Origin of the sequence: Nonomuraea sp. NPDC050478, from assembly GCF_044458265.1 — a bacterium.
GTDB lineage: Bacteria > Actinomycetota > Actinomycetes > Streptosporangiales > Streptosporangiaceae > Nonomuraea > Nonomuraea ferruginea.
Map to the genome: position 1 here is coordinate 284078 of NZ_JBITHT010000006.1, position 22834 is coordinate 306911.

Genomic DNA, 22834 nt, shown 5'->3' on the forward strand with positions numbered 1-22834 from the left:
TCAAAACCGAGGATGGGGGCGCTTTTGCCATTTCCTTTCGAAATTAGACTCGCTATCAGGAACCCGAAAAATCGGGATAAATACGGGAATTTGACGCTCCGGATGATCTACGGCGGCGGCGAGTGCGTACTTTTCCACACTCCTGCCGTTGAACTCGGCGGCGCGGCCGGCCGTACCAAGCCACAGAGAACAGCGAAAGGGTCAAGATGCACAAGCGCACCCTCGTGGCTCCCGGCCTGGCCGCCGCCACTGCTCTGATCGCCACCTCGCTCAGCCCGGTCTCGGCGCAGGCCACCACCCCCGTCTACCTGGCGGCGGCGCTCAAAGGCGCCAACGAGGTGCCCGCCAAGGGAGGGAAGGCCGGCGACCCCGACGGCGACGCCCTCGCCGTGTTCAGGATCCACGGTCAGCGCGTCGACTACGCCATCAGATGGCACGGCGTGGCCGCGCCCAGCGGGTTCCACATCCACCGGGGCCAGAAGGGACAGAACGGCCCCGTCACCGTGCCGTTCTTCGGTCAGGCCCTGCCCGCCACGCTGCACGCCGTCAAGGGCACCGTCCGGGTGAAGGATCTCGGGCTGCTGCGCCGTATCATCACCAACCCCGGCAACTGGTACGCCAACCTGCACAACGCCCAGTTCGCCGCCGGAGCCGTACGGGCGCAGCTCTACCGGATCCATCCGGTGGAGCTGGAGTCGGTGCTCTCGCACGGGTTCGGCAAGACGCTCACCACCCAGGCGAACGGCCGCCAGGAGGTGCCGGCGCCCGGCACGAAGGCCGGCGACCGCGACGGGCGCGCCGGATGGCTGGTGCAGCCGGAGGGCAGGCGCGTCTGGTTCGCCACCGCGTGGAAGCGGATCGGCGCACCGGTCGCCGCGCACATCCACCGCGCCCCGAAGGGCAGGAACGGACCCGTGGTGGTGCCCTTCTTCGCCGCGGAGAAGGGCCTGCCGGCGGGGGTCAACGGCGTCGCGGGCAGCGTGCCCACTCCCGCGGCGACGGGCCGCCGCATCTGGAACAACCCGAAGAACTGGTACGTCAACCTGCACAACAAGCAGTTCCCCGGCGGCGCCGTCCGCGGCCAGCTCTACCGCGGCGACTGGTGACCCGTCAGGGTCTCAGCCGGACGCGGCGGTCGAGGACTGCGTCATCCGGTAGTGCGACGGCGGGACGCCGTAGCGGTCGACGAACGCCTGGCGCAGGGTCTCGGCGGTGCCGAACCCGCATCTCGCCGCCACCACGGCCACCGGCAGGGACGTGGCCGCCAGCAGGTGGGCGGCCGCTTCGGTGCGGGCCTGCCTGATGAACCTGCCGGGCGTCAGGCCCGCGTGCTTGAGGAACAGCCGGGTCAGGTGACGCTCGCTCACGCCCGCGCCGGCGGCCAGCGTGGTCGTGGTCAGATCGCCGTCCAGGTTGGCGACGATGTGGCTCATGACGCGCTCGACCAGGCCGTTGCCGGGCGGGGGCGCGGCGGTGAACATGCTCATCTGGGCCTGGTTGCCGGGCCGCTGCATGTAGGTGACGAGGTTGCGGGCGACCCGCCGGGCCACCTCCGGGCCGTGGTCCTCCTCGACGAAGGCGAGGGTGAGGTCGAGGGCGCTGGTGACCCCGGCCGAGGTGGCGATCTCGCCGTCGCGGACGAAGATCGGATCGGGATCGACCGAGACCTTCGGGTACTTCGTGGCCAGATGCCGCGCCCACTCCCAGTGGGTGGTGACGCGCCGCCCGTCGAGCAGCCCCGCCGCCGCCAGGATCTCCGCCCCCGTGCAGACCGACGCGACCCGCCGGCTCTCCCTGGCCAGGCGGCGTACGTGGGCGAGGATCCGCGGGTTGTCCGCCGCCGCCATGCAGCCGATGCCGCCGGTGACGACCAGCGTGTCGAGCGGGCCCTTGACCTGTTCGAGCGCCTCGTGGGCCTGCAGGGTCAGGCCGCTGGCGCAGGTGACGGGATGGCCGCCGGGACTGGCCATGACCATCCGGTAGGCGGGCGCGGCTCCGTACCAGTTCGCGCTCTGCAGCGTCGAGGTCACGCAGGCGATGTCGAGCAGCTGCGCGTCGGGATAGCCGACGACGACGACACGACGCTCGTGCATGAGAAGACTGTACGGCGTGCGGGCCGTGAGCGGAGGACCCCGGCGGCGGTCAGATCATCCGGGGCCGGGGCGGTGGTCGGTGGGCAGGGGCGCGGGAAGCAGCTTGCCGAACGGGACGGCGCGCATGGCGCGCAGCCGTTCGGCGGCGCGAAGGTGGCCGTGTCCGGCGGCGAGCCTGTAGTAGGCCCTGGCGATGTCGAGCTTCGACGGGCCCTCCTGCTCGTAGGCCCGGCCGTAGGCGAAGGCCAGATCCGCCGCCAGGTCGATCGGCGGCCGGTGACGGTCGAAGGCCTCGGCGCCGGGATGCCGCCGCTGCACCGCGACGTAGGCCCAGTGCCGGGACTCCGCGACCTCGCCCAGCAGCGCCTTGATGATCGCCAGGCGGTAGGCGGGCTCGGAGTCGCCCTCGGCCGCCCGGCGGACCAGGTACGCGACCATCCTGGAGGTGCGCCGGTCGGCCTCCTCGGCGGGCGTCCGGTAGAGGTCGTACGTGCCGGTCGTGTGCGTGCGGGGCTCGTACGCGCCGGTGGCCTGCGCGCGGGGTTCCTTCCTGGCGGCGAGCCAGCGGGCCTGCCACTGCGGCACGGTGCCGAGGGGGGCCACCGGCAGGCCGGTCTGCTCGGCGTGGCGATGACAGACCGTGACGAAGGAGGAGACCAGCTCCCAGTCAGGGAGGCGTTCCCGCTTGCCGTTGAGTATGTCGCTGAGCGTGCTCGTGGGCAGTTCCTTGGGGATGCCCGGCGCGCGCGACAGCCGGTTCATCCGGCCATAGCTCGGCTGCCCGGCCGCTTCCCGCAGCTCTATGAGCTGGGCTATGAAGGCGTGGTGCTCGCCCTTATGCGTTTCAGTCATCGTCCTTGAAAGTGTCGAACGGATCAGGTTGTCGCCATATTTGCAGAAAAAATCTCGCAGTTTGGACGGTTTTCCGATATCCATCTATTTCGACATCAACGGCCACTTTTATTGATCTCCGGCGCAGCCGTACCAGGTGTGGTACCGGTGGTCAGACGGCCGATGGGATCGTCTTAGGTGGCTGATTTCCGGATAAGTCAGGAACAAGCCGGACGACCTCGTACGATCGCGGAAGTTTGCCCCCGGGGACGCTTCGTTGTCGATCTCGTCCGGCTCTGTCCGGGCATGTTTGCACCACTGGCCGGCGCCTTTCCCGGAGCCGCACCATGGGTCGCGTCCACCGCCGCCCTCCGGGAGGCCAGCGCCCCCATGCCGCTTCTCACGGCTCGCCCCTCAAGCATCACGTACCGCGCCGACGCTCCCTGCCCGGCGGACGAGCACCTGCTGGTCACCCTCCTGACGACCTGGGTGCTCGCGACCGGGCGCACACCTCCTGACGTGCGCCCGGAAGAGATGACCCCCGAAGAGCTCATCGACTTCTGGGCCGACGACCGCGCCTGAAGAAAGAGGACCGATGTTCACCACCTGCCAGCTGCTCACGCTCACCGTGACGATCATGATCGCCGCGATCACCTGCGCGCTCTTCCTGGCCACCGGCGCGCCCTGGCCGGCCGCCCTGCTCGGCGGCGGCGGGGCGGGCGGGGCGACGCTGGTGGCCCTGCCCAAACTGCTGAACAGGCTCGACCCGTGACGCGTGAGAGATCCGCCTTTCCCGGGAGCTGTCCTGCTACGGTTTAGCCGCTCATTGGACACATAAGGGGATATATGTTCGGCATTGTCCGCCCATGCCGGCACGTCATGTGCGAGGGACTCTTCGCGGACTGGATGGGCCATCTGTGCGGGCTCTGCCTGGCGCTCCGTGACGAGCACGGGCACCTGTCCCGCCTGGTGACCAACTACGACGGCCTGCTCGTGTCCGTCCTCACCGAGGCCCAGTCCCCCGCGTCCGCGCCGCGCCGGCGGGCGGGCGCGTGCGCGCTGCGCGGCTTCAAGGGCGCCGACGTGGTGGAGGCCGAAGGGGTGCGGCTGGCGGCCTCGGTGTCGCTGCTGCTGGCGGCGGGCAAGGTACGCGACCACGTGGCGGACGGGGACGGCGTGTACGCCCGCCGTCCGGTGGCCGCCGGAGCCACCCGGCTGGCGCGCCGCTGGTCCTCGGCGGGCACGGCCATGGCGGGCACGCTCGGGTTCGACCCCGCCCCGCTGACGGCGGCGGCCGGCCGCCAGGCCCTCCTGGAACGCGCGCCCGCCCGCGCCCTGCGTGAGCTGACCGGGCCCACCGAGGACGCCGTGGCCGCCGCCTTCGGACACACGGCGGTGCTCACGGGGAAGCCGCACAACCGGGCGGCCCTGGAGGCGGCCGGGCGCGGGTTCGGCAGGCTGGCCCACCTGATCGACGCGGTGGAGGACCTGGCCGACGACAAAGCGTCCGGCGCGTACAACCCGCTCGCCGCCACCGGCACCGGCCTGCGCGAGGCCCGCCGCCACTGCGACGCCGCCCGCGCCGACCTCCGCGCGGCGGTCACCGAGCTGGACCTGCCGCACCCCTCCCTGGCACGCGCCCTCCTGGTACGGGAGACCGGCCGAGCCGTCTCCCGGGCCTTCGCCATCGCGGAGGGCAGTGAAGCACAGCCCCACCACGCCGCAGACGACCGTGCGGGAAGCCATCACGCGGGGAACCACCTCGCGGGAGACCACCGCGCCGGGCGCTTGTCCGGGCGGGCGCCTGAGACGCCGCCCGGTGATCCCGGGGCGCCGCCGGGCAAGCGTCCGCCGAAGCGGGATCCCGGAGGGTTGCTGTCCTCGTTGTGCGCCGCGCTGACGTGCTGCACGTGCGGGTTGTACCGGCCCGCGTGGGACGAGGACCATGAGAGTTCCTGCTGCCAGCGCTTCGACTGCTCGGGCTGGGACGCCTGCGGCAACTGCGGCGAATGTTGCAATTGCTGCAACTGCTGCGGCGGAGACGGGTGCTCCTGCGACTGCTGATCCCTCGTAGGGAACTTGACACTGCATGCTGCTCTATTGCATCTTGCAATATAGAAGGAGGCAGTATGAGACTGTTAGTGATCGGGGCGACGGGCCGTACCGGTGCGCACGTCCTGGAGCAGGGTGTCGCGCGCGGCCACGAGGTGACGGCGTTCACCCGGAAACCGGAGCTCCTGAAGGGGCGCGAGGGCCTGCGCGCCGTCGTGACCGGGGACGCGACCGACCTGCCCGCCGTGCGCGAGGCCGTGGCGGGCCAGGACGCCGTCATCTCGGCGGTGGGCACGAGCGGCATCGCGAGGACGCTGATCGCCGCGATGCGCGAGACCGGCGTGCGCAGGGTGGTGATGACCAGCAGCCGCTCCATCCCCGCCACCCGCCCCCGCCTCGCCGTCGGCCTGGCCTGGCTGTTCTTCCGATCGGCCTACGTGGACCTGGCGCGGGCCGAGGGCATGCTGGAGGTCTCCGGCCTCGACTGGACGATCGTCCGCGCCACCATGCTGACCGGCAAACCCGCCAACGGCCGGCTGCACGTCGACTTCGAGGCCAACGCCACCGGCGGCGAGGCCACGCTGCCCCGCGCCGACTACGCGACGGCGCTCCTGGACGCGGCCGAGGACGACGCCATGATCGGCAGGACGCCGGGCGTGTGCGGCGCCCGGGCCTGAACCGGACCCACCATCGGCAGCTTGCCGGTCGGCTCGACGTCGCCGAACAGCACGTCGGCGACCCCCTGCCCCTCGGTGCCCGGCAGCCAGGCGGCGACCAGCGCGTCCCAGCCGGACAGGTGCTCGGCGACGTCCAGCGGGCGGCCGGACACCAGCACCACCACGAGGGGGATGCCGGCCGTGCCGCCGTCGCCGATGTAGTGCTTGGCGGTGGCCAGCACGGACGGGGTCCCGTCCTGCAGGCCGGTGACCAGTGTGGCCATCGAGGCGGCCAGTTCCGGCGTCTCGCCGAAGGACTCGTACGTCCTGCCCCACCGGTCGTCGCGGGCCACGCACAGGCACGGGGCGAAGTTCCAGCCGGTGCCGGTCCCGGCCATCTCCTCGGCCACGGCCCGGCCGATCCGCTGGACCAGGGCGGGGTCGCGGGTGGCGTCGAGCCCGATGTTGTGCGGGAAGATCGTGGCCCCGTGGACGTTGTTGTGCCCGTGCACGGCGTCGACCCCGGACAGGATGGGATGCCGAGCGGGGTGGCCAGCGCCGCGTTCTGGAACCTGTCGTACATGTCCGCCCAGGGAGCCGGGGCGTTGGGCGACGGCGCGGACCCGCCGCCCGACAGCACGGACCCGAGGCGGTAGGCGGTGACGTCGGCGGGCGCGGGAGCGGTCAGCCAGGGCGCACCACCAGGCCCGATGGAGTGAAACTTTCACCCTTCCCTAACAAGATCGCGCCATGTATGGTCAAGCCGTTGCCGAAAGAAAGTTTCACCCACGGAGGATCGATGGGCAAGAAGCTTCACCTGCTGGCCGTTCCGATCGCGGCCGTCGCCATGGCCGCACTCACCAGCCTTCCCGCACAGGCCGCCGACGGCTACGACCGGTGCCAGCCGGGGAACTACTGCATGTTCTCCGGCCTCGACGGCACCGGTGACATCATCCAGATCACCGCCGACACCCCCGACCTCGCGGCGCTGGGCATGGCCAACCGCGCCAACTCCGACTGGAACCGTACGAGCTCCCTCGTCCACCTCTACTCCGGGGCGAACTACACCGGCTGCACGGCCGTGACCCGCGCCGGCTCCAAGGGCAACTTCTTCGCCACCTACCGCGAGTTCTTCGAGTCCGTCCGCATCGGCGGCCCCAACGGCCCGTCGTGCGGCACGCCGCCCGGCGAGGACTCCCCCACCGTCTCTACGAGATGACCGTCTCTTCGGGATGACGGCCGCGCCCCCGGCCGCCGAACGGCCGGGGGCGTCGCTCAGCGGATGAAGCGGTCGACGTAGTCGGCGCCCAGCCCCACCTCGGCGTAGTGACGGCGGGCGTTCTCGATCTTGGAGAAGACGTCCTCCACGCCGGTGGGGTTGCCGTCCGGGTCGACGTAGATGTACGCGCCCGTGACGTGGAACAGGGTCCGCATCTCCTCGACGCCCTCGGGGACTTCGAGGGTGTGGATGTCGCCCGGCGGCTCGAAGGCGTAGCTGCCCTCCTCGGCCCACCAGTCGTGCTCCAGGTAGTGCCAGCGGCCCCGGAGCGTCGTCGCGTGGACGGGGCCGGCGTGGCGGTGGCGCGACAGGATGCCGGACCTCCTGACCCGCAGGATGTTGACGAAGTAGCCCTGGGTCGCGCTGAGCAGGAGCGGCCTGAAGGTCACGTCGGGCGCCTGCGGCACCCAGAGGCGCTCGTCGCACTCGACGTCCAGCGCGCCGAGCTCGACGAGGTCGTCCACGGTGTTCGGCAGGAGGGGGCCGCGGTAGGGGATCGCGGCTTCGTCGCGGATCCTGCCGGCGTCCGGAGTGTCCGTCATGATGGTCGGTCCTTTCTCGATCGGCGCAGGCGGGAACGCCGCCGGTGCTCCCGTACGGGAGCCGGCGCCGGAAGGGTCGTGCTATCGGTGGTTGTCGGACGGCAGGGGCTTGCCCCACCAGGCGGCGGGCCGGGCCCAGCCCAGGTCTCGCGACGCCCGCTCGGCGGCCTCGACGGTGAGCTCGGCCAGCCGGTTGGCGGGGTCGAGTATGACGTCGCGCAGGCCGCTCACGGACAGGGCGCCCTCGAGCTCGTTGCGGAAGTTGAACACCGGGGCGCCGACGGCGGCGATGCCCGGGGTGACGTTCTGGTCGGAGACGGCGTAGCCGCGCTGGCGCGTGACCTTGACCTCTTCGTTGATCTCGGCCGCGGTGGGCCCGTCCTTCGAGCCGTTCTCCGCGAAGTCGAGCAGCCACTCCCGATAGACGTCCTCGGGAGAGAACGCCAGGATCGCCATCGGCCCGGCGCCCAGGTGGAGCGGCATGGAGCCGCCCAGCTGCAGGGCCAGGCTCTGCACCCGGCGGCCGTCGAGGCGCTCCACGCAGACGGCGTCGAGACCGCGCCGGATGCACAGGAAGACCGTCTCGCCGCTCTCGTCGTGGAGGTGCTGCATGTGCGGCAGGGCCGCACGGCGCACGTCCATCCGGCGGACCGCGCCGGAGCCGAGACGGAACAGATGCAGGCCGATCCCCCACTGACCGCGGGTGCCTGACTCGACCCAGCCGAGGGAGGCGAGGTTGCGCAGCAGCCGGTGGATGGTGCTGCGCGGCTCCCCCAGGGTCTCGGCGAGCTCCGCCGCGCTGACCCACTCGCGCTGGGCGAGGATCTCCAGGATGGCGGACGCCTTGTCGAGCAGGCCGACCGGCTCCCCGTCACTGGTGGAGGGGGTGCCTGGCGAAGCCTGTCCTCTCATGGAACAACCCTATCTTGGTGGTCGCGTGACAATAGTCGGATCAACGATCGGGAAAGTCGTCCTCCCGGTGGAAGGTCCCGTCGACCGTGATGCCTCCGTCGACGGGCAGCACCACCCCGGTGACGAACGCCGCCTGAGGGGAGACCAGGAAGGCCACGGCGTCCGCGACCTCCTCCGGCCTGCCGAACCTGCCCAGCGGGGTGCGCCGCAGCAGGGTCTCCTCGTCGAGGACGCCCATGACCAGCCCGGAGCGGAACATGTCCGTGTCCATGTAGCCCGGCGCCACCGCGTTCACCCGGATGCCGCGCCGGCCCCACTCGACCGCCAGCACCCGGGTGAGCCCCGAGACGCCGGTCTTGGCCGTGGTGTAAGCGAGCCGCAGCGGCAGGCCGAAGGTCGACCCCACCGACGCCAGGTTGACGATCGCGGCCCGGGGACTGCGTTCCAGCAGCGGGAAGGCCGCGCGGGAACAGCGCATGGCGCCGCCGAGGTGGACGTCGAGCTCCTTCATGAAGCCCTCGGTCGGGAAGCTCTCGGCCGCCGCCCGCGCGATCACGCCGGCGTTGTTGACCAGCGCGTCCAGCCGCCCGAAGCGGGAGCGCACCTCCTCCAGCAGCCGCCCGACGCTGTCGTCGTCGGTGACGTCGGCGTGCACCCCGACGGCCGTGCCGCCTTCCTTCGCCACCACGTCGGCCGCCGCGGCGGCGCCTTCGCCGTTCAGGTCGGCGATCACGAGGTCGAAGCCGTCCGCGGCCAGCTTGACCGCGATGGCGGCGCCCAGCCCGCGGGCGGCGCCGGTGACGAGGGCGACGGGCCGAGCCGTCTCAGCGGACATCGGAGGTCATCCTCCCCGACTTCAGGAACGCGCGGGCCTCTTCGGCGATGCCCGGCCCGTCGAGACGGTAGTGGCGGTAGAGATGGGTCGGCGGGCCGATGGGAGCGTACTCGTCGCGGATGCCGTGCCGCAGCAGGGGCACGCCGATCCCGTGGTCGGTGAGCGTCTCGGCGACCGCGCCGCCGAGCCCTCCGTAGACGTTGTGCTCCTCGACCGTCATCAGCCCGCGTGACCCCTCGGCGGCGGCCACGACCGCGGCCTCGTCCAGCGGCTTGATCGTGTGCAGGTCGATCACGCCGACGCTGTGGCCCTCGGCGCGCAGCTCCTCCGCCGCCAGCAGCGACGGATGCACCGTCGTGCCGGTGGCGATGATGGTGAGGTCGTCGCCCGTGGCGTGCACGATCGCCTGACCCGGCCGGATCCGCTCGTCGTCCGGCTCGTACACCAGCGGCTCGCGGCCGCGGCCCATCCGGAAGTAGACCGGCAGCGGGTGGTCGGCGTACGCCTTCAGGAGCACGCCCATCGCCACGTGGTCGGCGGGCGCGACGACCGTCATGTTCGCGATCGTACGCATGATCGCGATGTCTTCCGTCGCGTGGTGCGAGGTGCCGTAGAAGCCGAAGGTGATGCCGGAGTGGTGGCCGATGAGCCGGACCGGCTGCCGGGTGTAGGCGATGTCGGTGCGGATCTGCTCGCAGCACAGCAGGGCCAGGAACGAGGCGAAGCCGGTGACGTACGGCCGCAGCCCGGTGGTGGCCAGACCGGCGGCGACGGACACCGAGTTCTGCTCGCTCACCCCGAGCTGCAGGAACCGGTCGGGATGGCGCTCGTGGAACGCCCACAGGCCGTTGGAGAACGACAGGTCCGGCGTGAGCACGACGACCGGCTCGCCGTCGTCGACCAGGGCGCCCAGCTGCTCTCCGAGCGCGAGCAGGCCCGGCGACTTGAGCAGCATGCTGGGGATGTGCCAGGAGCCCTCCGCGAGCGGCTGCCCATCGGCTCCGCGCGGGACGAGGCTGTCGGTGTTCAGGTTCACTTCTCGCCCTTCAGTTCCCGGATGACCGCGGCCTCGTCCTGCTCGGCGAGCCAGCCGAGATGCCAGCCGAAGTCGCGCTCCATGAAGCCGACGCCCTTGCCCTTGACGGTGTGCGCGATGACGGCCGTCGGCTTGGCCGGCGCGCCGTCGCGGAGCCGCAGCAGCGTGTCGAGCAGCGCCGGCACGTCGTGGCCGTCGACCTCCACGACGTCCCAGCCGAAGGCCCGCCAGCGGTCGGCGAGCGGCTCGATCGTGATGATGTCGTCGACCTTGCCGTCGAGGCAGTAGCCGTTGCGGTCGACGATCGCGACCAGGTTGCCCAGGCCGTAGTGACCGGCCGCCGCGGCGGCCTCCCAGATCTGGCCCTCGTGCAGCTCGCCGTCGCCGAGCAGGGCGTAGACGTTGAAGTCACGCCCGGTCATGCGGGCGCCCAGCGCCATGCCGAGCCCGACGGAGAGGTTGTGGCCGAGCGAGCCCGAGCTGAAGTCGCAGCCCGGGACCTTGGTCATGTCCGGGTGGTCGCCGAGCGGGTTGCCGAGGCGCGTGTAGCCGTCGAGCAGCTCGGGATCGAAGAACCCGTGGTCGGCCAGGATCGGGTAGAGCCCGACGGCGGCATGGCCCTTGCCCATGACGAAACGGTCGCGATCCGGCCACTGAGGGTCTCCGTGGCGCAGGCGCAGCACCCCGTAGTACAAGGTCGCGAGGATCTCCGCGCACGAGAACGTCGACGAGTAGTGACCCGTCTTCGCGATCGAGATCAGGCGGACGGTCTCGAGGCGGACGAACTGGGCGCGCTCGCGGATCCGCTCGACCACCTCCGATGAGGTCGTGAGGGACGCGCCTTCACTTGCGGGCATGCAGTCGATTCCTTTTCATGAGGTCAGACCATCGGCGGCCTAGCCATCCAGAGCTGCCTGGTCCCACTATGAACGATGTCCAAAGCTCAGTCAATGACACATACTCTCAGGACATGAGAGCAGACAACAACTCTGTCTCATTCAACGAATGTGTGTCCTACTCATTGACATCGCCCGTTCTGGTTGCCACGCTGCTCGTCATCGCCCCGACCCAACGGAAGGAACGCCATGGAGGCGCTGGTCTACGCCGGTCCCGGCGCGGTCGAGATCCGCGACGTGCCCGAGCCCGAGCCGGGTCCGGGCGAGGTCCTCGTGGAAGTCGGTCACGTCGGCGTCTGCGGGACCGATCACCTCCTGGTCCGCGGCGGCCTGGCACGGGTCCGGCCGGGGGTGGTGATCGGTCACGAGATGGCCGGGCGCGCCGTCGGCGGCGACCTCGGCCGGGCGGGGCTACGGCCCGGCGACCCGGTCGCCGTCGAGCCGCTCATCAGCTGCGGGACCTGCCGCACCTGCCGCCGCGGGCACCGGCACATCTGCGAGGCGCTCGGGCTCTACGGCATCGACCGCGACGGCGGCGCGGCGAGCCACGTGGTGGTCGCGGCCGACCGCCTGCACCGGCTGCCTGACGGCGTCCCGCCGCGGGTCGCGGCGCTCGCCGAGCCGCTCTCGGTGGCGGTCCACATGGTCTCCCGCGCCGGCGTGGCGGTCGGCGACGTCGTCATGATCTTCGGCGGCGGGCCCATCGGCGCGCTGCTGGGCCTCGTGGCCCGGCTGTCCGGCGCCTCCGCCGTGCTGGTCGCCGAGCCGCGCGCGGACCGGCGGGAGCTGCTGGCGGAGCTCGGCATGACCGTCACCGACCCGCTCGGCGCCGACGTGGCCTCCTGGTGCGAGAGCCGCGCGCCCGGCGGGGTGGACGTGAGCTTCGAGGTGTCGGGGGCCGACTCCTCCTACGCGGCCGCGGCCGAGGTCACCAGGCCCCGCGGCACCGTCCTGGTGGGCGCGCTCACCGACCGGCCGGCCCGGGTGCCCATGTCCCAGGTGATGCTCAAGGAGCAGACGCTGGTGGGCTCCCGCGTCTACACCGGCGACCACATGGCCCGCGCCGTCAACCTCATGGGGACGGCGGGGCTGCCCCTCGAAGCACTGGTCAGCGACGTGGTGCCGGTGCGCGAGGCGCCCGGCCGCGTCTTCGGCGACGGGCCCGCGGGGCTGATGAAGACCCTGATCGCGGCGGGGGACGCGCCATGACCGTCCTGGTGGCGGGCGCCTCGGGCGTCATCGGCCAGGCCGCGGTCGAACGCTTCCTGGCCGACGGGACCGACGTCGTCGCCCTGTCGCGGCGGCCTCCCGACGTGGCTCCCCACCCCCGGCTCCGGCACGTCGCCGTGGACCTGACGGACGCCGCCGCGTGCCGGGACGTCCTGGGGCGGCTGGCCGGCGTGACGCACGTCGTCTACGCGGCGCTGTTCGAGAAGCCGGGGCTCGTGGCCGGGTGGCTGCAGGAAGACCAGATGCGCACCAACCTGGCCATGCTCACGAACCTCGTCGAAGCGCTCGTCGGCGCGCCCCGGCCGGTCCTGCGCCACGTCAGCCTCATGCAGGGCGCCAAGGCGTACGGCGGGCACGTCCATCCGCCCCGCCGGATCCCGTCACGCGAGCGGGAGCCGCGCGACCCCCATCCGAACTTCTACTGGCTGCAGGAGGACTACCTCAGGCAGGCGGCCGACCGGCACGGCTTCGACCTCACGATCTTCCGCCCCCAGATGCTGGTCGGCGGAGCCACCGGCTCGGCGATGAACGTGGTCCCCGTCATCGGCGTCTACGCGGCGCTCTGCGCGAGACTCGGCCTCCCGTTCGGCTTCCCCGGCGGGCGGTCCTACGTCTGGGAGGCGGTCGACGCGCGGATCGTGGCCTCGGCGCTGTCGTGGGCCCGCTCGTCGCCCGCCGCCCGGGGAGAGACCTTCAACATCACGAACGGCGACGTCTTCGAGTGGCGGGACCTGTGGCCCGCCATCGCGGCGGAGCTCGGCATGGAGCCGGCGGCCGACACACCCCGGGCGCTCGCGGACTTCCTGCCCCGGCACGAGCACGTGTGGAAGGAGATCGTGCGGGAGCACGGGCTGCGCCCGACGCCCCTGCCGGCCTTACTCGGCGAGTCCCACCACTACGCGGACAAGTGCTTCGCGTACGGGTCGGAGAAGCCGATGCCGCCGAAGTTCCTGAGCACCGTCAAGCTGCGCCGGGCGGGCTTCCACGACTGCCTCGACACCGAGGAGTCGTTCCGGTACTGGCTCGCTCACCTGCGCAAACGCCATATCTTGCCCTATATACACCCTTGAAATCTCATTCCCACTCTGATGTCATATGTCCACTGAGTTGGACAAACGGCTCCAGCAAACGGTCCACGTCCCGCTTAGCGCTACGTCGGGATCGAATGCGACGGCATCTCTTCGTACGACGCCATAAGACAGGAGAAGACGTGATCGCACAGTCGGCCCGTCGGTTCAGCAGGATCCGCGCGCTCGCCGCCATGGGCGCCCTGGCGGCCGTGGTCGCCGCATGCGGGTCCAGCCCTTCCACCGACCAGGCGGGCACGCCCGCGGAGGGCGACCCGTTCAAGGTGGGCATCGTCGCCCTCGACGCGACGCAGATCACCGCGCTCAACGAGCGCACCGCCGCCCAGAAGAAGATGAAGAGCATCGGCTGGGAGACCACGGAGATCAACTCCGACGGCGACCCCGCCAAGGCCATCTCCGCGATGCAGAACCTCGTGCAGAGCGGCGTGAACGCCATCATCGTGCAGACCTACACCCCCGACCAGCTGTCCGCCGGCCTCGCGGCCGCGAAGGCGGCCGACATCCCGGTCTTCTCGACCGCGGGCGGGCTGGCCGGCGGCGGGGAGGCCGGCGCGGTCGAGCTCGTCGCGGCGGCCAACGTCAACGACGAGGTGATCGCGGCGATCAAGGACAAGCCGAAGGTCGAGCTGCTCCAGCTGCGCTACACCCCCGGCGCCCCGTGCCGGTCCAGGGCCGAGGACCTCGACGCCAAGCTCGAAGGGCTGTCCAACGTCAACGTCACCCGCCAGGAAGTGAAGATCCCCGGCGGCGAGCAGTCGGCCCAGGAGGCCACCTCCGCCTGGCTGCAGGCGCACCCCGACGACGGGCAGACGACCTTCATGATCTGGCCGTGCTTCTCCGAGGCCGCCATCGGCGCGGTGTCCGCCGAGAAGCAGGCCGGCCGCGGCCCCTACCCGCTCTACACCTGGGACATCTCGAAGCCCGCGATCCAGGCCATCCAGGACGGCTACGCGACCGGCGTGCTGTGGATCCAGGTCGACAAGGCCGGCGAGCAGATCGTGGAAATGATCAAGGAGTGGCGTGACGCGGGCGGCTCGTGGCAGCCCAAGGACGTCACCGCGCCCAGCGTCCTGCTGACCAAGGACAACATCGAGCAGACGCTCCAGGAGAACCCGGATCTCCTCAGCTAGCGGTACCGGGACCCACCACCAAGGCCTGACGAGGGAGGCGAGTCATACGTGATGGCGACAGGGCATCCGGCCGCGCGGGCGGCCGGAGACGATCCGGCGCCCCTGCTGTCGGTGCGGGGCGCGGTGAAGAACTACGGCCTCGTCCAGGCCTTGCGCGGTGCCGACCTCACCGTCGGGCGCGGGGAGGTGCACGGGCTGCTCGGCGCCAACGGCGCCGGGAAGTCCACCCTGGTGAAGATCCTCGCCGGCCTCGCCAAGCCGGACGAGGGAGACTTCGCCATCGACGGCGCCCCGTTCCGCCCCGGCAGCATCCGCGAGGCGGCGGCGGCCGGCGTGCGCCTGGCCCACCAGGAGCTCGCCATCGTCCCGGCGCTCAGCGTGCGCCAGAACCTCCACCTCGGCCGCTACCTCCATCCCGAACTGGCCGGCGCCAAGGAACGCGAGCGCGCGTACACGGAGCTGTTCGAGGAATGGGGGCTGGACATCTCGCTGGACGCCGTCATGCGCGAGCTGTCCCCCGCCCACCAGGCGACCGTGGCGCTGGCCAAGACGCTGGTCGGCAGCGGACGCCTGCTCATCCTCGACGAGCCGACCGCCTCGCTCGGCCCGAAGGAGGTGAGCGGGCTGTTCTCCATCATCCGCCGCCGCGTCGAGGCCGGCGCGGGCGTCATCTTCGTGAGTCACCGGCTGGGCGAGGTCAGCCGGCTGTGCGACGCCATCACCGTGCTGCGCAACGGCCAGCGGGTGCACGACGGCCCGATGGAGGGCGTCGACGAGCACGCGCTCGCCGATCTCATCGCCCACGACGCGGGCGGTGACCGGCGCCGCGCCGAACGCACCACGACGGCCCCGGCCGCCTCGGTCAAGAAGAGCGCGAGCCCTGACGGGCCGCTGCTCTCGGTCAGCGGTCTCCGGCTGCAGAACCGCGTGGACGACGTCTCGTTCGAGGTGAACCCCGGCGAGATCGTCGGCATCGCGGGCCTCGTCGGCGCCGGCCGGACCGAGGTGCTGGAGGCGCTGGTCGGGCTCCGCCGGGTCGTGTCCGGCGAGATCAGCCTCGGCGGCCGGGCCTACCAGCCCCGCGACCCGGCCAGGGCGCTGAAGCAGGGCGTCGTCCTGGTGCCGGAGGAACGCCTGGCCCAGGCGATCTTCACCCAGCGGGACATCGTGTTCAACTTCTCCAGCTCCCGTTTCCGCACGCTGGGCGGCGGGCCGGGAGGCGTCCTGAGCAGGCGGTCCCGCTACCGGGAGTCGGCCCAGCGGCTCGCCGAGTCGCTGCGGCTCAAGGCGCGGTCGCTGAACGACTCGATCATGTCGCTCAGCGGCGGCAACCAGCAGAAGGTGGTGCTCGGCCGGGCGACCGTCGACGGGCTGCGCCTGCTCCTGCTGGACGAGCCCACCCGGGGCGTGGACGTCGGCGCCCGTTACGACTTCCAGCAGATGGTGCGCGGCCTCGCCGACCAGGGCGTCGGCGTCGTCTACGTCTCCTCCGAGCTGGCCGAGCTGGAGTACTGCGATCGCATCGTGGTCATGGTCGAGGGCCGCGCCACGGTGCAGTTCGACAACGACGACGGTTTCGACGAGGACGAGCTGACCCGCCTCTGCTTCCTGCGCGCCGGCGCGGCCGCCGTCGAGCAGGCATAGAAAGACGATCCAGGAGAGTTCCATGAACACCGTCCGTCACACCGCGGCTGGCCAGCAGCCCGCCGCGCCGCCACCTGGCTCGCATCGGGCCGAGCAGGCGGGCGCGAGCTCGATGACGCTGAAGGCCGTCAAGTTCCTCGGCCGCTACGGCACGCTGCTCGTCCTCATCCTGCTCGTCCTCGTCTTCTCCTTCCTGGACGGCAGCCGCTTCCTGTCGTTCACCAACTTCCAGAACATCCTCCTGCAGTCGACGATCTCGGTCGTGATCGCGCTCGGCCTCACGGTGGTCCTGGTGGTGGGCGAGTTCGACCTGAGCATCGGCTACACGGCCAGCCTGGCCGGCGTGCTCACGGCGGGCCTGTACGCGGGCTCCGCCGGGGGCAAACTCGGCGCCATCGGGCTGGTCATCGCCGTGGGGGCGCTGGTCGGCCTGGTGAACGGCCTCATCGTGACCAAACTGGGCGTCAACGCGCTGGTCGGCACCTTGGGCATAGGCAGCGTCGTCATGGGCGCCACCTACATCGTCACCGCCGGCGTGCCGCAGAGCCTGGACGCCTCCGGGATGGACCTGATCCAGGTCTACCTGGGCAAGCTGGGCCCGATCCCGTGGCCGATCGTCATCCTCTTCGCGGTCGCCGGGGTGCTCTGGCTGCTGCTCAACCGCACCTCGCTCGGCCTGGAGTGGCAGGCCGTCGGCGGCAACAGGACCGCCGCCGAGCTGAGCGGCATCCGCGTGCACCGGGTGGTCATCTTCGCGTTCGTCGTGTGCGGCGTCCTCGCCGCCGCCGGCGGCGTGCTGATCACCGCGAACGTCGGCAGCGGGCAGATCGCGGGCGGCCAGGGCTACCTGCTGTCCTCGTTCGCGGCGGCCTTCCTCGGCTCCGCGTGCCTGCGCGACGGCGAGTTCCACGTCGTCGGCACCGTGATCGGCGTGGTCACCGTGGCCGTCGGCTTCAACGGCATGGCGATCCACGGCGTGTCCACGTCCGCGCAGTTCATCTTCCAGGGCCTGCTGCTCATCGCGGCCGTCGGCATGAGCACCAGCGCCCGGCGCATGGTGTCCGGAAGGAGAGCAGGCCACTGATGAGCGTTCCCGAAGGCCGCAGGCTGATCGTCGGCATCGACAAGGGGACCACCGTCACCAAGGCGGCGGTCTTCGACGAGACCGGCAACGAGCTGGCCCGCGCGGCCCGCTTCATCGAGGTGCTCAGCCCTCGGCGGGGCTGGCACGAGGAAGATCCCGCGGTGAGCCTGCGCAGCACGATGGACGCGGTGGCCGAGGCGGTCGCCGCGCTGCCCGGCCGCGCCTCCGACATCGCCGCGGTGAGCGTGTCCGGCCACATGACCGGCGCCTGGCTGCTCGACGAGACCGGCCGGCCGGTGCGCAACGCGATCGCCTGGCCGGACGCGCGCACGCTGGACACGCTGACGGCTTTCGAGGCGAGCCCGCCGTACGAGGAGTACCTCGACATCTCGGCCACCAGCGCGCTGCCCGGCATGACGATGCTCCTGCTCGGGCATCTGGCCAGGCACGAGCCGGACGTGATCGCCAGGACCCGCTACTTCGCCTGCGCCAAGGACTACGTCCAGTCGTTCCTGACCGGGCGTGTCGTCACCGACCCGACCGACGTGTCCCTGATGCCCGGCGACATCGCCACGGGCCGGATCTCGCCGCGGCTCATGGAGCTGGTCGGGGCGGAGGCGTTCCTCTCCCGGGCGCCGGAGGTGCGCCCGTCCGGGGAGATCATCGGTACGGTCACCCGCGAGGCGTCGCTGGCCACCGGCATCCCCGAGGGCACGCCGGTCGCCAACGGACTCGGCGACGCCATCTCCGCCATGCTCGGCACCGGGGTCGTCATGCCCGGCCAGGCCGTCTCCGTCCTGGGCACGAGCTGGCTGAACCAGATGGTCAACCGCTACCTGGACGACGACCTGCGCGGGGTCGGCTGGGTGTACCCGTCGCCCGACGGCGAGCACTGGATCAGGTGCCTGGCCCACACCGCGGGCGCGGGCACGTTCGACTGGGCCGTGCGCACGTTCTGCCGCGACCTCGCCGGCGGCGCCGCGTCCGACTTCGCCGCCGTCGAGGCCGAGGCGCTGGCGTCGGAGGAGGCCGGCCACGGCCTCACGTTCCTGCCGTACCTCTCTCCCGCCGGCGTCCAGGCGCCCTTCAAGGACGGGAACGTGCGCGGGGTGATGCTCGGCCTGGAGCACGGGACGACCCGCGGCGACATACTCCGCGCCGTCTACGAGGGCCAGGTGTACGCCGCCATGGACTGCTACCGGCGGCAGGGCGACGACCTGAGCCTGCTCAGGCTGACCGGCGGCGGCGCGCGCAGCCGGGTCTGGCGGCAGACCTTCAGCAACGCGCTCCAGGTGCCGGTCGAGCTGGTGACCACCAGCGAGTCGGCCGCGCTCGGCGTCGCCATCCTCGCGTCCGTGAACGTCGGCATCTGGAAGGACCTGGAGACCGCGGTGTCGGAGATGGTCCGCACCGTCGGCCGGGTCGAGCCCGACCCCCGCCTGGCCGAGCCCCACCGGGAGGCGTTCGACCGCTTCCTCCGCGCGCAGGCGGCGGCGCGCGAGCTGTTCGCCGGCTTCGGCCGCGCAGGCGACCAAGGAAAGGACTGATCGTGTACACCGCAGAACCGGCAGGGCTGGTCCGCACGGTGCTCGGTGACGTGTCACCCGAGTCCCTGGGAGCGATGCTCGTCCACGAGCACCTGCTGACGGCGCCGCCGGCCTACGCCGTTCACCGGGATCCCGACCTGGAGTTCGGCACCGCGGAGGGCGCCGCCGCCGAGGTCTCCGACTTCGTCGAGGCCGGCGGCGGCGGGCTGGTCGAGCTCACCACGGTCGACTACGGCCGCGACGTCACGGCCGCGCTGTCCGCCGCCAGGGCCACCGGCGCCCACATCGTCCAGGGCACCGGCCTGCAGAAGGGCATCTACTACCCGGCCGGCACGTCCAGGCGGACCAGCGAGGAGCTGGCCGCCGGCTTCGTCGCCGACATCCTGACGGGGTTCGGCCCGGAGAACACCCGGGCCGGCGCCATCAAGGCCGGGACCTGCTCCACCGAGGAGATGTGGGACGTCGAGCGCAAGGTCCTCACGGCGGCGGCCATCGCCGCCAAGGAGACCGGGGCACCGATCCTGACCCACACCCAGGCGGGCCGCCTGGGCCACGAGCAGCTCGACGTCTTCGAGGCCGCCGGGCTCGACCTGGGCCAGGTGTGCGTCGGCCACCTCGACCGCAACCTCGAAGCCGACTACCTCCTCTCGCTGGCCCGCCGCGGCGCCTGGCTCGGGCTCGACCAGTGGACCAAGGACAAGTACGGCCACGACACCGACCGGGCCGCGATGGTCCGGCGCCTCGTGGACGCCGGCCACACCCGGGTGATGGTATCCGGCGACCTCGGCCGCGGCTCCTACCAGCGCGCCTACGGCGGCTCGCCGGGGCTCGGCCCCTGCCTCGACGCCATCAGGAAGGCCCTGGGCGACGAGCTGGCCGAGCTGACCCTGGTCGCCAACCCGGCCGGGTTCCTCGCCTTCAGGGAGGTCACGCGATGACGCGGGCAGTGCTCTTCGACCTCGACGGGACGCTCGTCGACTCCCGTCCCGCGATCCTGGACTGCTACCGGGCGGCGCTCGCGCCCGTCCCCCAGGGCTGGGAGTCCCTGCTGGAGCTCGGTCTCGGCCGGGTGATGCGCTGGCGGATGCGCGAGGTGATGGCCGAGGTCGCGGGCGAGCTCGCCCCCGAGTGCGTGTCCCGGTACGAGCGCCACTACCTGGAGGACGGTCACCGGAAGGTCGTCCTCTACCAGGGGGCGGCCGACATGCTCGACGCGCTGCGCGGGCAGGGGCTGCGGCTCGGCATCGTGACGAACAAGGGCCGGGAGCGGACCGAGCACGACCTGCGCCACGTGCACGGCGCGCGTGACCTGCTGCCGCTGTTCGACGTGGTGGTCACCACCGAGGACACCGTCGAGCGCAAGCCGTCGCCCGAGCCGATCCTGCACGGGCTGCGCCGCGCCGGGTGGACGGCCGGCGACTGCGCCTACGTGGGCGACGGCCCGCACGACGCCGAGGCGGCCATCGCCGCCGGGACCGCGTTCGTCGGCGCCGGCTGGGGCTACTACCCGGATGAGCTCGCGTCGGCCCGGCCCGCGCTGGCCGTCGCCGCCGCCCCGGGTGATCTCGCCGGACTCCTGCCCGGCGGCCGGTGAGCGCCGCCATGGCGTCCTTCACGTTCACCCCGCTCACGCCGTCCGCCTTCCTGGAGCGGTCCGGGGCCGTCTTCCGCGACCGGATCGCGGTGATCGACGGCGCCAGGCGGCTCACGTACGGTGAGTTCCTCGATCGGGCGCGGCGGCTCACCGGGGCGCTGGCGGATCTCGGCGTCGAGCCCGGCGACCGGGTGGCGGCGCTCTGCGTCAACAGCCACGTGATGCTGGAGCTGCACAACGGGGCGCCGATGCGCGGCGCGGTGCTGGTGCCGCTCAACATCCGGCTGTCGGCCGGGGAGCTGGCGCACATCGTCGAACACTCCGGCGCGCGCGTCCTGGTCGCCACGGACGAGCTGGCCGGGCGTGCCCGCGAGGTCGCCGCCGCGACCGGGGTCAGGCTCGTCCTGGCGGGCGGCCCCGGTGACGAGTACGAAGAGCTGCTCGCCGCCGCCGAGCCCCGCCTCGCGGCCTGCGAGGACGAGCGCGGGCTGCTGGCGATCAACTACACGAGCGGCACCACGGGGCGCCCGAAGGGGGTCATGTACCACCACCGGGGCGCCTACCTGCAGACGCTGGCCATGGCGTTCCACGCCGGGCTCGGCCCCGCCAGCGCCTATCTGTGGACGCTGCCCATGTTCCACTGCGACGGCTGGTGCTTCACCTGGGCCGTCACCGCGGCCGGCGGCACCCACGTCTGCCTGCGGGCCGTGGACCCGGCCGAGATCTGGCGGCTGCTGCGCGAGGAGGACGTCTCCCATTTCAGCGCCGCGCCGACCGTACTCACCATGATCGCGAACGCGCCCGAGGCGCGGGCGGGCGCCCCGCTCGGCCGGACCGTGCGCGTGCAGACGGGCGGCGCGCCGCCGACCCCGGCCCTGCTCGCCCGCATGGCCGGGCTGCGCATGGAGGTCACCCATCTGTACGGGCTCACCGAGACGTTCGGACCGGTGGCCGTCAACCAGTGGCAGCCGCAATGGGACGCCCTCCCCGCCGGCGGGCAGGCCGAGCTCAAGGCCCGCCAGGGCGTGGGCAACGTGATCGCGGAACAGGTGCGCGTCGTCGACGGGTCCGGCGCGGACGTGCCGGCCGACGGCGAGACGGTGGGCGAGATCGTGGTCCGCGGCAACGACGTGATGCTCGGCTACTACCGCGACGAGCGGGCCACCTCCGAGGTGGACGCCGGCGGCTGGCTGCGCACCGGGGACCTGGCCGTGCGGCACCCCGACGGCTATCTGGAGATCCGCGACCGGTCCAAGGACATCATCATCTCCGGCGGCGAGAACATCGCCTCCGTCGAGGTGGAGCGGGTCCTCGACGGTCACCCGTCCGTGCTGGAGTCGGCCGTGGTCGGCGTGCCCGACGAGAAGTGGGGCCAGGTGCCCGTGGCCTTCGTCGCGCTCCGGCCGGAGGCGCCCCCGGTGACCGAGGACGACGTCATCGCGTACGTCCGCGAGCGGATCGCCCGCTTCAAGGCGCCCAGGAAGGTGGTCTTCGGGGAGCTGCCCAAGACCTCGACGGGGAAGATCCAGAAGAACGTGCTCCGCGCGGGCGGGGAGCATCCATGAGTTCCTGCACGCCACTCCTCGTCGCGGCGGGGCCGCGCGCGCTCAAGGAGGGCATCCGCACATGACCACGACCAGGCCCGCGGCGCTGGTGACCGGCGCCTCCCGGGGCATCGGCCTCGCCATCGCCGAGCGCCTCGCCGCCGCCGGGCATGACCTGACCATCTGCGCTCGCGGCGGCGACGCGCTCTCCGCCGCGGGCGCCAGGCTCGCCGCGCTCGGGGCGGCCGTCCGCGCCGAGCCCGCCGACATGGCGGCCGAGGACGACGTGCGGCGGCTCGCCAGGGCGCACGAGGACGCGTACGGGCGGCTCGACGTGCTGGTGGTGGCGGCGGGGGTCGGCACGGCGGGGCCGGTGGACACCGCGCCCCTGCACCGGTTCGACAAGCAGTTCGCCGTCAACGTCCGGGCCCCGTACACGCTGGTGCAGGCGCTGCTGCCGACGCTCAGGGCGACCGCGGCGGCACGGCCGGACCACGGCGTGAAGATCATCATGCTGTCGTCGCTCACCGGGGCCTTCCCCGAGCCGGGCCTGGCCGCGTACGGGGCTTCGAAGGCGGCGCTCATCTCGCTGTGCCGGTCGCTGAACGCGGAGCTCTCCGCCGACGGCGTCACGGCCACCGCCATCTGCCCCGGTTACGTCGACACCGACATGTCCGCGTGGGTGCACGACCGGATCGACCCCGCCGACATGATCCGCACGGCGGACGTGGCCGAGCTGGCGATGAGCCTGACGCGGCTCTCCTCCAGGGCCGTCGTGTCGGAGCTGGTGGTCACCAGGCCCGGAGGGCAGCTCCACCGGGCCTGAAAGGATCACGCCCAT

General features: G+C 71.9%; 25 protein-coding genes. 17 read left to right on the forward strand and 8 right to left on the reverse strand.

The features are described 5' to 3' along the window. Window positions 1–206: 206 nt before the first annotated feature. On the forward strand, window positions 207–1106 hold the full coding sequence (locus tag ACIBF7_RS30395) for a CHRD domain-containing protein (RefSeq protein ID WP_397198693.1): 900 nt from the start codon (window positions 207–209) through the stop codon (window positions 1104–1106). Window positions 1107–1118: 12 nt separating this feature from the next. On the opposite strand, the gene ACIBF7_RS30400 is transcribed toward ACIBF7_RS30395, so the two are convergent. Next, window positions 1119–2093: a GlxA family transcriptional regulator gene (locus ACIBF7_RS30400; protein ID WP_271278022.1), complete on the reverse strand. Its 975-nt coding sequence runs from the start codon at window positions 2091–2093 to the stop codon at window positions 1119–1121. Window positions 2094–2147: 54 nt separating this feature from the next. Next, on the reverse strand, window positions 2148–2945 hold the full coding sequence (locus ACIBF7_RS30405) for a hypothetical protein (RefSeq protein ID WP_271278023.1): 798 nt from the start codon (window positions 2943–2945) through the stop codon (window positions 2148–2150). Between the two features lie 369 nt (window positions 2946–3314). Between ACIBF7_RS30405 and ACIBF7_RS30410 the strand changes: the two genes are divergently transcribed. The 4 genes from ACIBF7_RS30410 to ACIBF7_RS30425 all read left to right on the forward strand — a co-directional run bounded on the left by ACIBF7_RS30410 (window position 3315) and on the right by ACIBF7_RS30425 (window position 5653). Next, complete coding sequence (locus ACIBF7_RS30410; RefSeq protein ID WP_271278024.1) at window positions 3315–3506, forward strand: hypothetical protein; 192 nt, start codon at window positions 3315–3317, stop codon at window positions 3504–3506. Window positions 3507–3519: 13 nt separating this feature from the next. Then, window positions 3520–3696, forward strand: coding sequence for a hypothetical protein (locus ACIBF7_RS30415; protein ID WP_219543872.1), 177 nt, complete (start codon window positions 3520–3522; stop codon window positions 3694–3696). 74 nt (window positions 3697–3770) lie between these two features. Further along, the gene (locus tag ACIBF7_RS30420; protein ID WP_397198694.1) at window positions 3771–4988 is read left to right on the forward strand and encodes a DUF5685 family protein; all 1218 of its coding nucleotides are present in this window, start codon (window positions 3771–3773) and stop codon (window positions 4986–4988) included. A 65-nt stretch (window positions 4989–5053) separates the two neighbouring features. Continuing rightward, window positions 5054–5653, forward strand: a complete 600-nt coding sequence (locus ACIBF7_RS30425) for an NAD(P)H-binding protein (RefSeq protein WP_364231379.1) — start codon at window positions 5054–5056, stop codon at window positions 5651–5653. Here ACIBF7_RS30425 and ACIBF7_RS30430 read toward each other — a convergent pair. Continuing rightward, window positions 5572–6144, reverse strand: coding sequence for a glycoside hydrolase family 3 N-terminal domain-containing protein (locus ACIBF7_RS30430; protein ID WP_397198695.1), 573 nt, complete (start codon window positions 6142–6144; stop codon window positions 5572–5574). The genes ACIBF7_RS30425 and ACIBF7_RS30430 overlap by 82 nt on opposite strands. On the opposite strand from ACIBF7_RS30430, the gene ACIBF7_RS30435 reads away from it, so the two are divergent. Next, window positions 6121–6288, forward strand: a complete 168-nt coding sequence (locus tag ACIBF7_RS30435; RefSeq protein WP_397198696.1) for a hypothetical protein — start codon at window positions 6121–6123, stop codon at window positions 6286–6288. The genes ACIBF7_RS30430 and ACIBF7_RS30435 overlap by 24 nt on opposite strands. A 143-nt stretch (window positions 6289–6431) precedes the next feature. Beyond that, a complete protein-coding gene (locus tag ACIBF7_RS30440; RefSeq protein WP_364231373.1) occupies window positions 6432–6851 on the forward strand; it encodes a peptidase inhibitor family I36 protein in 420 nt (139 codons plus the stop codon). A 56-nt stretch (window positions 6852–6907) separates the two neighbouring features. Here ACIBF7_RS30440 and ACIBF7_RS30445 read toward each other — a convergent pair whose 3' ends face one another. The 5 genes from ACIBF7_RS30445 to ACIBF7_RS30465 all read right to left on the reverse strand — a co-directional run bounded on the left by ACIBF7_RS30445 (window position 6908) and on the right by ACIBF7_RS30465 (window position 11093). After that, window positions 6908–7453, reverse strand: a complete 546-nt coding sequence (locus ACIBF7_RS30445; protein WP_148029722.1) for a 2,4'-dihydroxyacetophenone dioxygenase family protein — start codon at window positions 7451–7453, stop codon at window positions 6908–6910. A gap of 81 nt (window positions 7454–7534) precedes the next feature. Continuing rightward, the gene (locus ACIBF7_RS30450) at window positions 7535–8365 is read right to left on the reverse strand and encodes an IclR family transcriptional regulator (RefSeq protein WP_148029721.1); all 831 of its coding nucleotides are present in this window, start codon (window positions 8363–8365) and stop codon (window positions 7535–7537) included. A gap of 40 nt (window positions 8366–8405) precedes the next feature. Continuing rightward, entirely contained in the window at window positions 8406–9200 is a 795-nt protein-coding gene (locus tag ACIBF7_RS30455; RefSeq protein ID WP_148029720.1) for an SDR family NAD(P)-dependent oxidoreductase, read from the reverse strand. Further along, entirely contained in the window at window positions 9190–10236 is a 1047-nt protein-coding gene (locus ACIBF7_RS30460; RefSeq protein WP_222708835.1) for a transketolase family protein, read from the reverse strand. The genes ACIBF7_RS30455 and ACIBF7_RS30460 overlap by 11 nt, the downstream gene beginning before the upstream one ends. Further along, entirely contained in the window at window positions 10233–11093 is an 861-nt protein-coding gene (locus ACIBF7_RS30465) for a transketolase (protein ID WP_271278029.1), read from the reverse strand. The genes ACIBF7_RS30460 and ACIBF7_RS30465 overlap by 4 nt, the downstream gene beginning before the upstream one ends. 228 nt (window positions 11094–11321) lie before the next feature. Between ACIBF7_RS30465 and ACIBF7_RS30470 the strand changes: the two genes are divergently transcribed. The 10 genes from ACIBF7_RS30470 (at window position 11322) to ACIBF7_RS30515 (ending at window position 22819) form a co-directional block, all read left to right on the forward strand. Continuing rightward, a complete protein-coding gene (locus tag ACIBF7_RS30470) occupies window positions 11322–12341 on the forward strand; it encodes a zinc-binding dehydrogenase (RefSeq protein WP_397198697.1) in 1020 nt (339 codons plus the stop codon). Then, window positions 12338–13432, forward strand: a complete 1095-nt coding sequence (locus ACIBF7_RS30475) for an SDR family oxidoreductase (RefSeq protein WP_271278031.1) — start codon at window positions 12338–12340, stop codon at window positions 13430–13432. Before ACIBF7_RS30470 ends, ACIBF7_RS30475 begins: the two co-directional genes overlap by 4 nt. A gap of 140 nt (window positions 13433–13572) precedes the next feature. Beyond that, window positions 13573–14580 carry a substrate-binding domain-containing protein gene (locus ACIBF7_RS30480; RefSeq protein WP_187280984.1) on the forward strand — a complete coding sequence of 336 codons (1008 nt, stop codon included), beginning with the start codon at window positions 13573–13575 and terminating at the stop codon, window positions 14578–14580. A gap of 51 nt (window positions 14581–14631) precedes the next feature. Then, a complete protein-coding gene (locus ACIBF7_RS30485) occupies window positions 14632–16224 on the forward strand; it encodes a sugar ABC transporter ATP-binding protein (protein WP_397198698.1) in 1593 nt (530 codons plus the stop codon). Window positions 16225–16246: 22 nt separating this feature from the next. Then, entirely contained in the window at window positions 16247–17308 is a 1062-nt protein-coding gene (locus tag ACIBF7_RS30490) for an ABC transporter permease (RefSeq protein ID WP_148029714.1), read from the forward strand. After that, the gene (locus ACIBF7_RS30495) at window positions 17308–18855 is read left to right on the forward strand and encodes an FGGY-family carbohydrate kinase (RefSeq protein ID WP_397198699.1); all 1548 of its coding nucleotides are present in this window, start codon (window positions 17308–17310) and stop codon (window positions 18853–18855) included. Before ACIBF7_RS30490 ends, ACIBF7_RS30495 begins: the two co-directional genes overlap by 1 nt. A gap of 2 nt (window positions 18856–18857) precedes the next feature. Beyond that, window positions 18858–19793: a phosphotriesterase gene (locus ACIBF7_RS30500; RefSeq protein WP_397198700.1), complete on the forward strand. Its 936-nt coding sequence runs from the start codon at window positions 18858–18860 to the stop codon at window positions 19791–19793. Then, entirely contained in the window at window positions 19790–20449 is a 660-nt protein-coding gene (locus ACIBF7_RS30505) for an HAD family hydrolase (protein WP_397198701.1), read from the forward strand. Before ACIBF7_RS30500 ends, ACIBF7_RS30505 begins: the two co-directional genes overlap by 4 nt. A gap of 8 nt (window positions 20450–20457) precedes the next feature. Further along, the gene (locus ACIBF7_RS30510; protein ID WP_397198702.1) at window positions 20458–22014 is read left to right on the forward strand and encodes an acyl--CoA ligase family protein; all 1557 of its coding nucleotides are present in this window, start codon (window positions 20458–20460) and stop codon (window positions 22012–22014) included. 61 nt (window positions 22015–22075) lie between these two features. Then, on the forward strand, window positions 22076–22819 hold the full coding sequence (locus ACIBF7_RS30515) for an SDR family oxidoreductase (protein ID WP_148029710.1): 744 nt from the start codon (window positions 22076–22078) through the stop codon (window positions 22817–22819). The last annotated feature ends 15 nt before the right edge of the window (window positions 22820–22834 follow it).

Bases quoted from the DNA above. Each gene is read 5' to 3' on its own strand.
- ACIBF7_RS30395 (WP_397198693.1), top strand. From the start codon at position 207: ATGCACAAGCGCACCCTCGTGGCTCCCGGCCTGGCCGCCGCCACTGCT.
- ACIBF7_RS30400 (WP_271278022.1), bottom strand. From the start codon at position 2,093: ATGCACGAGCGTCGTGTCGTCGTCGTCGGCTATCCCGACGCGCAGCTG.
- ACIBF7_RS30405 (WP_271278023.1), bottom strand. From the start codon at position 2,945: ATGACTGAAACGCATAAGGGCGAGCACCACGCCTTCATAGCCCAGCTC.
- ACIBF7_RS30410 (WP_271278024.1), top strand. From the start codon at position 3,315: ATGCCGCTTCTCACGGCTCGCCCCTCAAGCATCACGTACCGCGCCGAC.
- ACIBF7_RS30415 (WP_219543872.1), top strand. From the start codon at position 3,520: ATGTTCACCACCTGCCAGCTGCTCACGCTCACCGTGACGATCATGATC.
- ACIBF7_RS30420 (WP_397198694.1), top strand. From the start codon at position 3,771: ATGTTCGGCATTGTCCGCCCATGCCGGCACGTCATGTGCGAGGGACTC.
- ACIBF7_RS30425 (WP_364231379.1), top strand. From the start codon at position 5,054: ATGAGACTGTTAGTGATCGGGGCGACGGGCCGTACCGGTGCGCACGTC.
- ACIBF7_RS30440 (WP_364231373.1), top strand. From the start codon at position 6,432: ATGGGCAAGAAGCTTCACCTGCTGGCCGTTCCGATCGCGGCCGTCGCC.
- ACIBF7_RS30445 (WP_148029722.1), bottom strand. From the start codon at position 7,453: ATGACGGACACTCCGGACGCCGGCAGGATCCGCGACGAAGCCGCGATC.
- ACIBF7_RS30450 (WP_148029721.1), bottom strand. From the start codon at position 8,365: ATGAGAGGACAGGCTTCGCCAGGCACCCCCTCCACCAGTGACGGGGAG.
- ACIBF7_RS30455 (WP_148029720.1), bottom strand. From the start codon at position 9,200: ATGTCCGCTGAGACGGCTCGGCCCGTCGCCCTCGTCACCGGCGCCGCC.
- ACIBF7_RS30465 (WP_271278029.1), bottom strand. From the start codon at position 11,093: ATGCCCGCAAGTGAAGGCGCGTCCCTCACGACCTCATCGGAGGTGGTC.
- ACIBF7_RS30470 (WP_397198697.1), top strand. From the start codon at position 11,322: ATGGAGGCGCTGGTCTACGCCGGTCCCGGCGCGGTCGAGATCCGCGAC.
- ACIBF7_RS30475 (WP_271278031.1), top strand. From the start codon at position 12,338: ATGACCGTCCTGGTGGCGGGCGCCTCGGGCGTCATCGGCCAGGCCGCG.
- ACIBF7_RS30485 (WP_397198698.1), top strand. From the start codon at position 14,632: ATGGCGACAGGGCATCCGGCCGCGCGGGCGGCCGGAGACGATCCGGCG.
- ACIBF7_RS30490 (WP_148029714.1), top strand. From the start codon at position 16,247: ATGAACACCGTCCGTCACACCGCGGCTGGCCAGCAGCCCGCCGCGCCG.
- ACIBF7_RS30495 (WP_397198699.1), top strand. From the start codon at position 17,308: ATGAGCGTTCCCGAAGGCCGCAGGCTGATCGTCGGCATCGACAAGGGG.
- ACIBF7_RS30505 (WP_397198701.1), top strand. From the start codon at position 19,790: ATGACGCGGGCAGTGCTCTTCGACCTCGACGGGACGCTCGTCGACTCC.
- ACIBF7_RS30510 (WP_397198702.1), top strand. From the start codon at position 20,458: ATGGCGTCCTTCACGTTCACCCCGCTCACGCCGTCCGCCTTCCTGGAG.
- ACIBF7_RS30515 (WP_148029710.1), top strand. From the start codon at position 22,076: ATGACCACGACCAGGCCCGCGGCGCTGGTGACCGGCGCCTCCCGGGGC.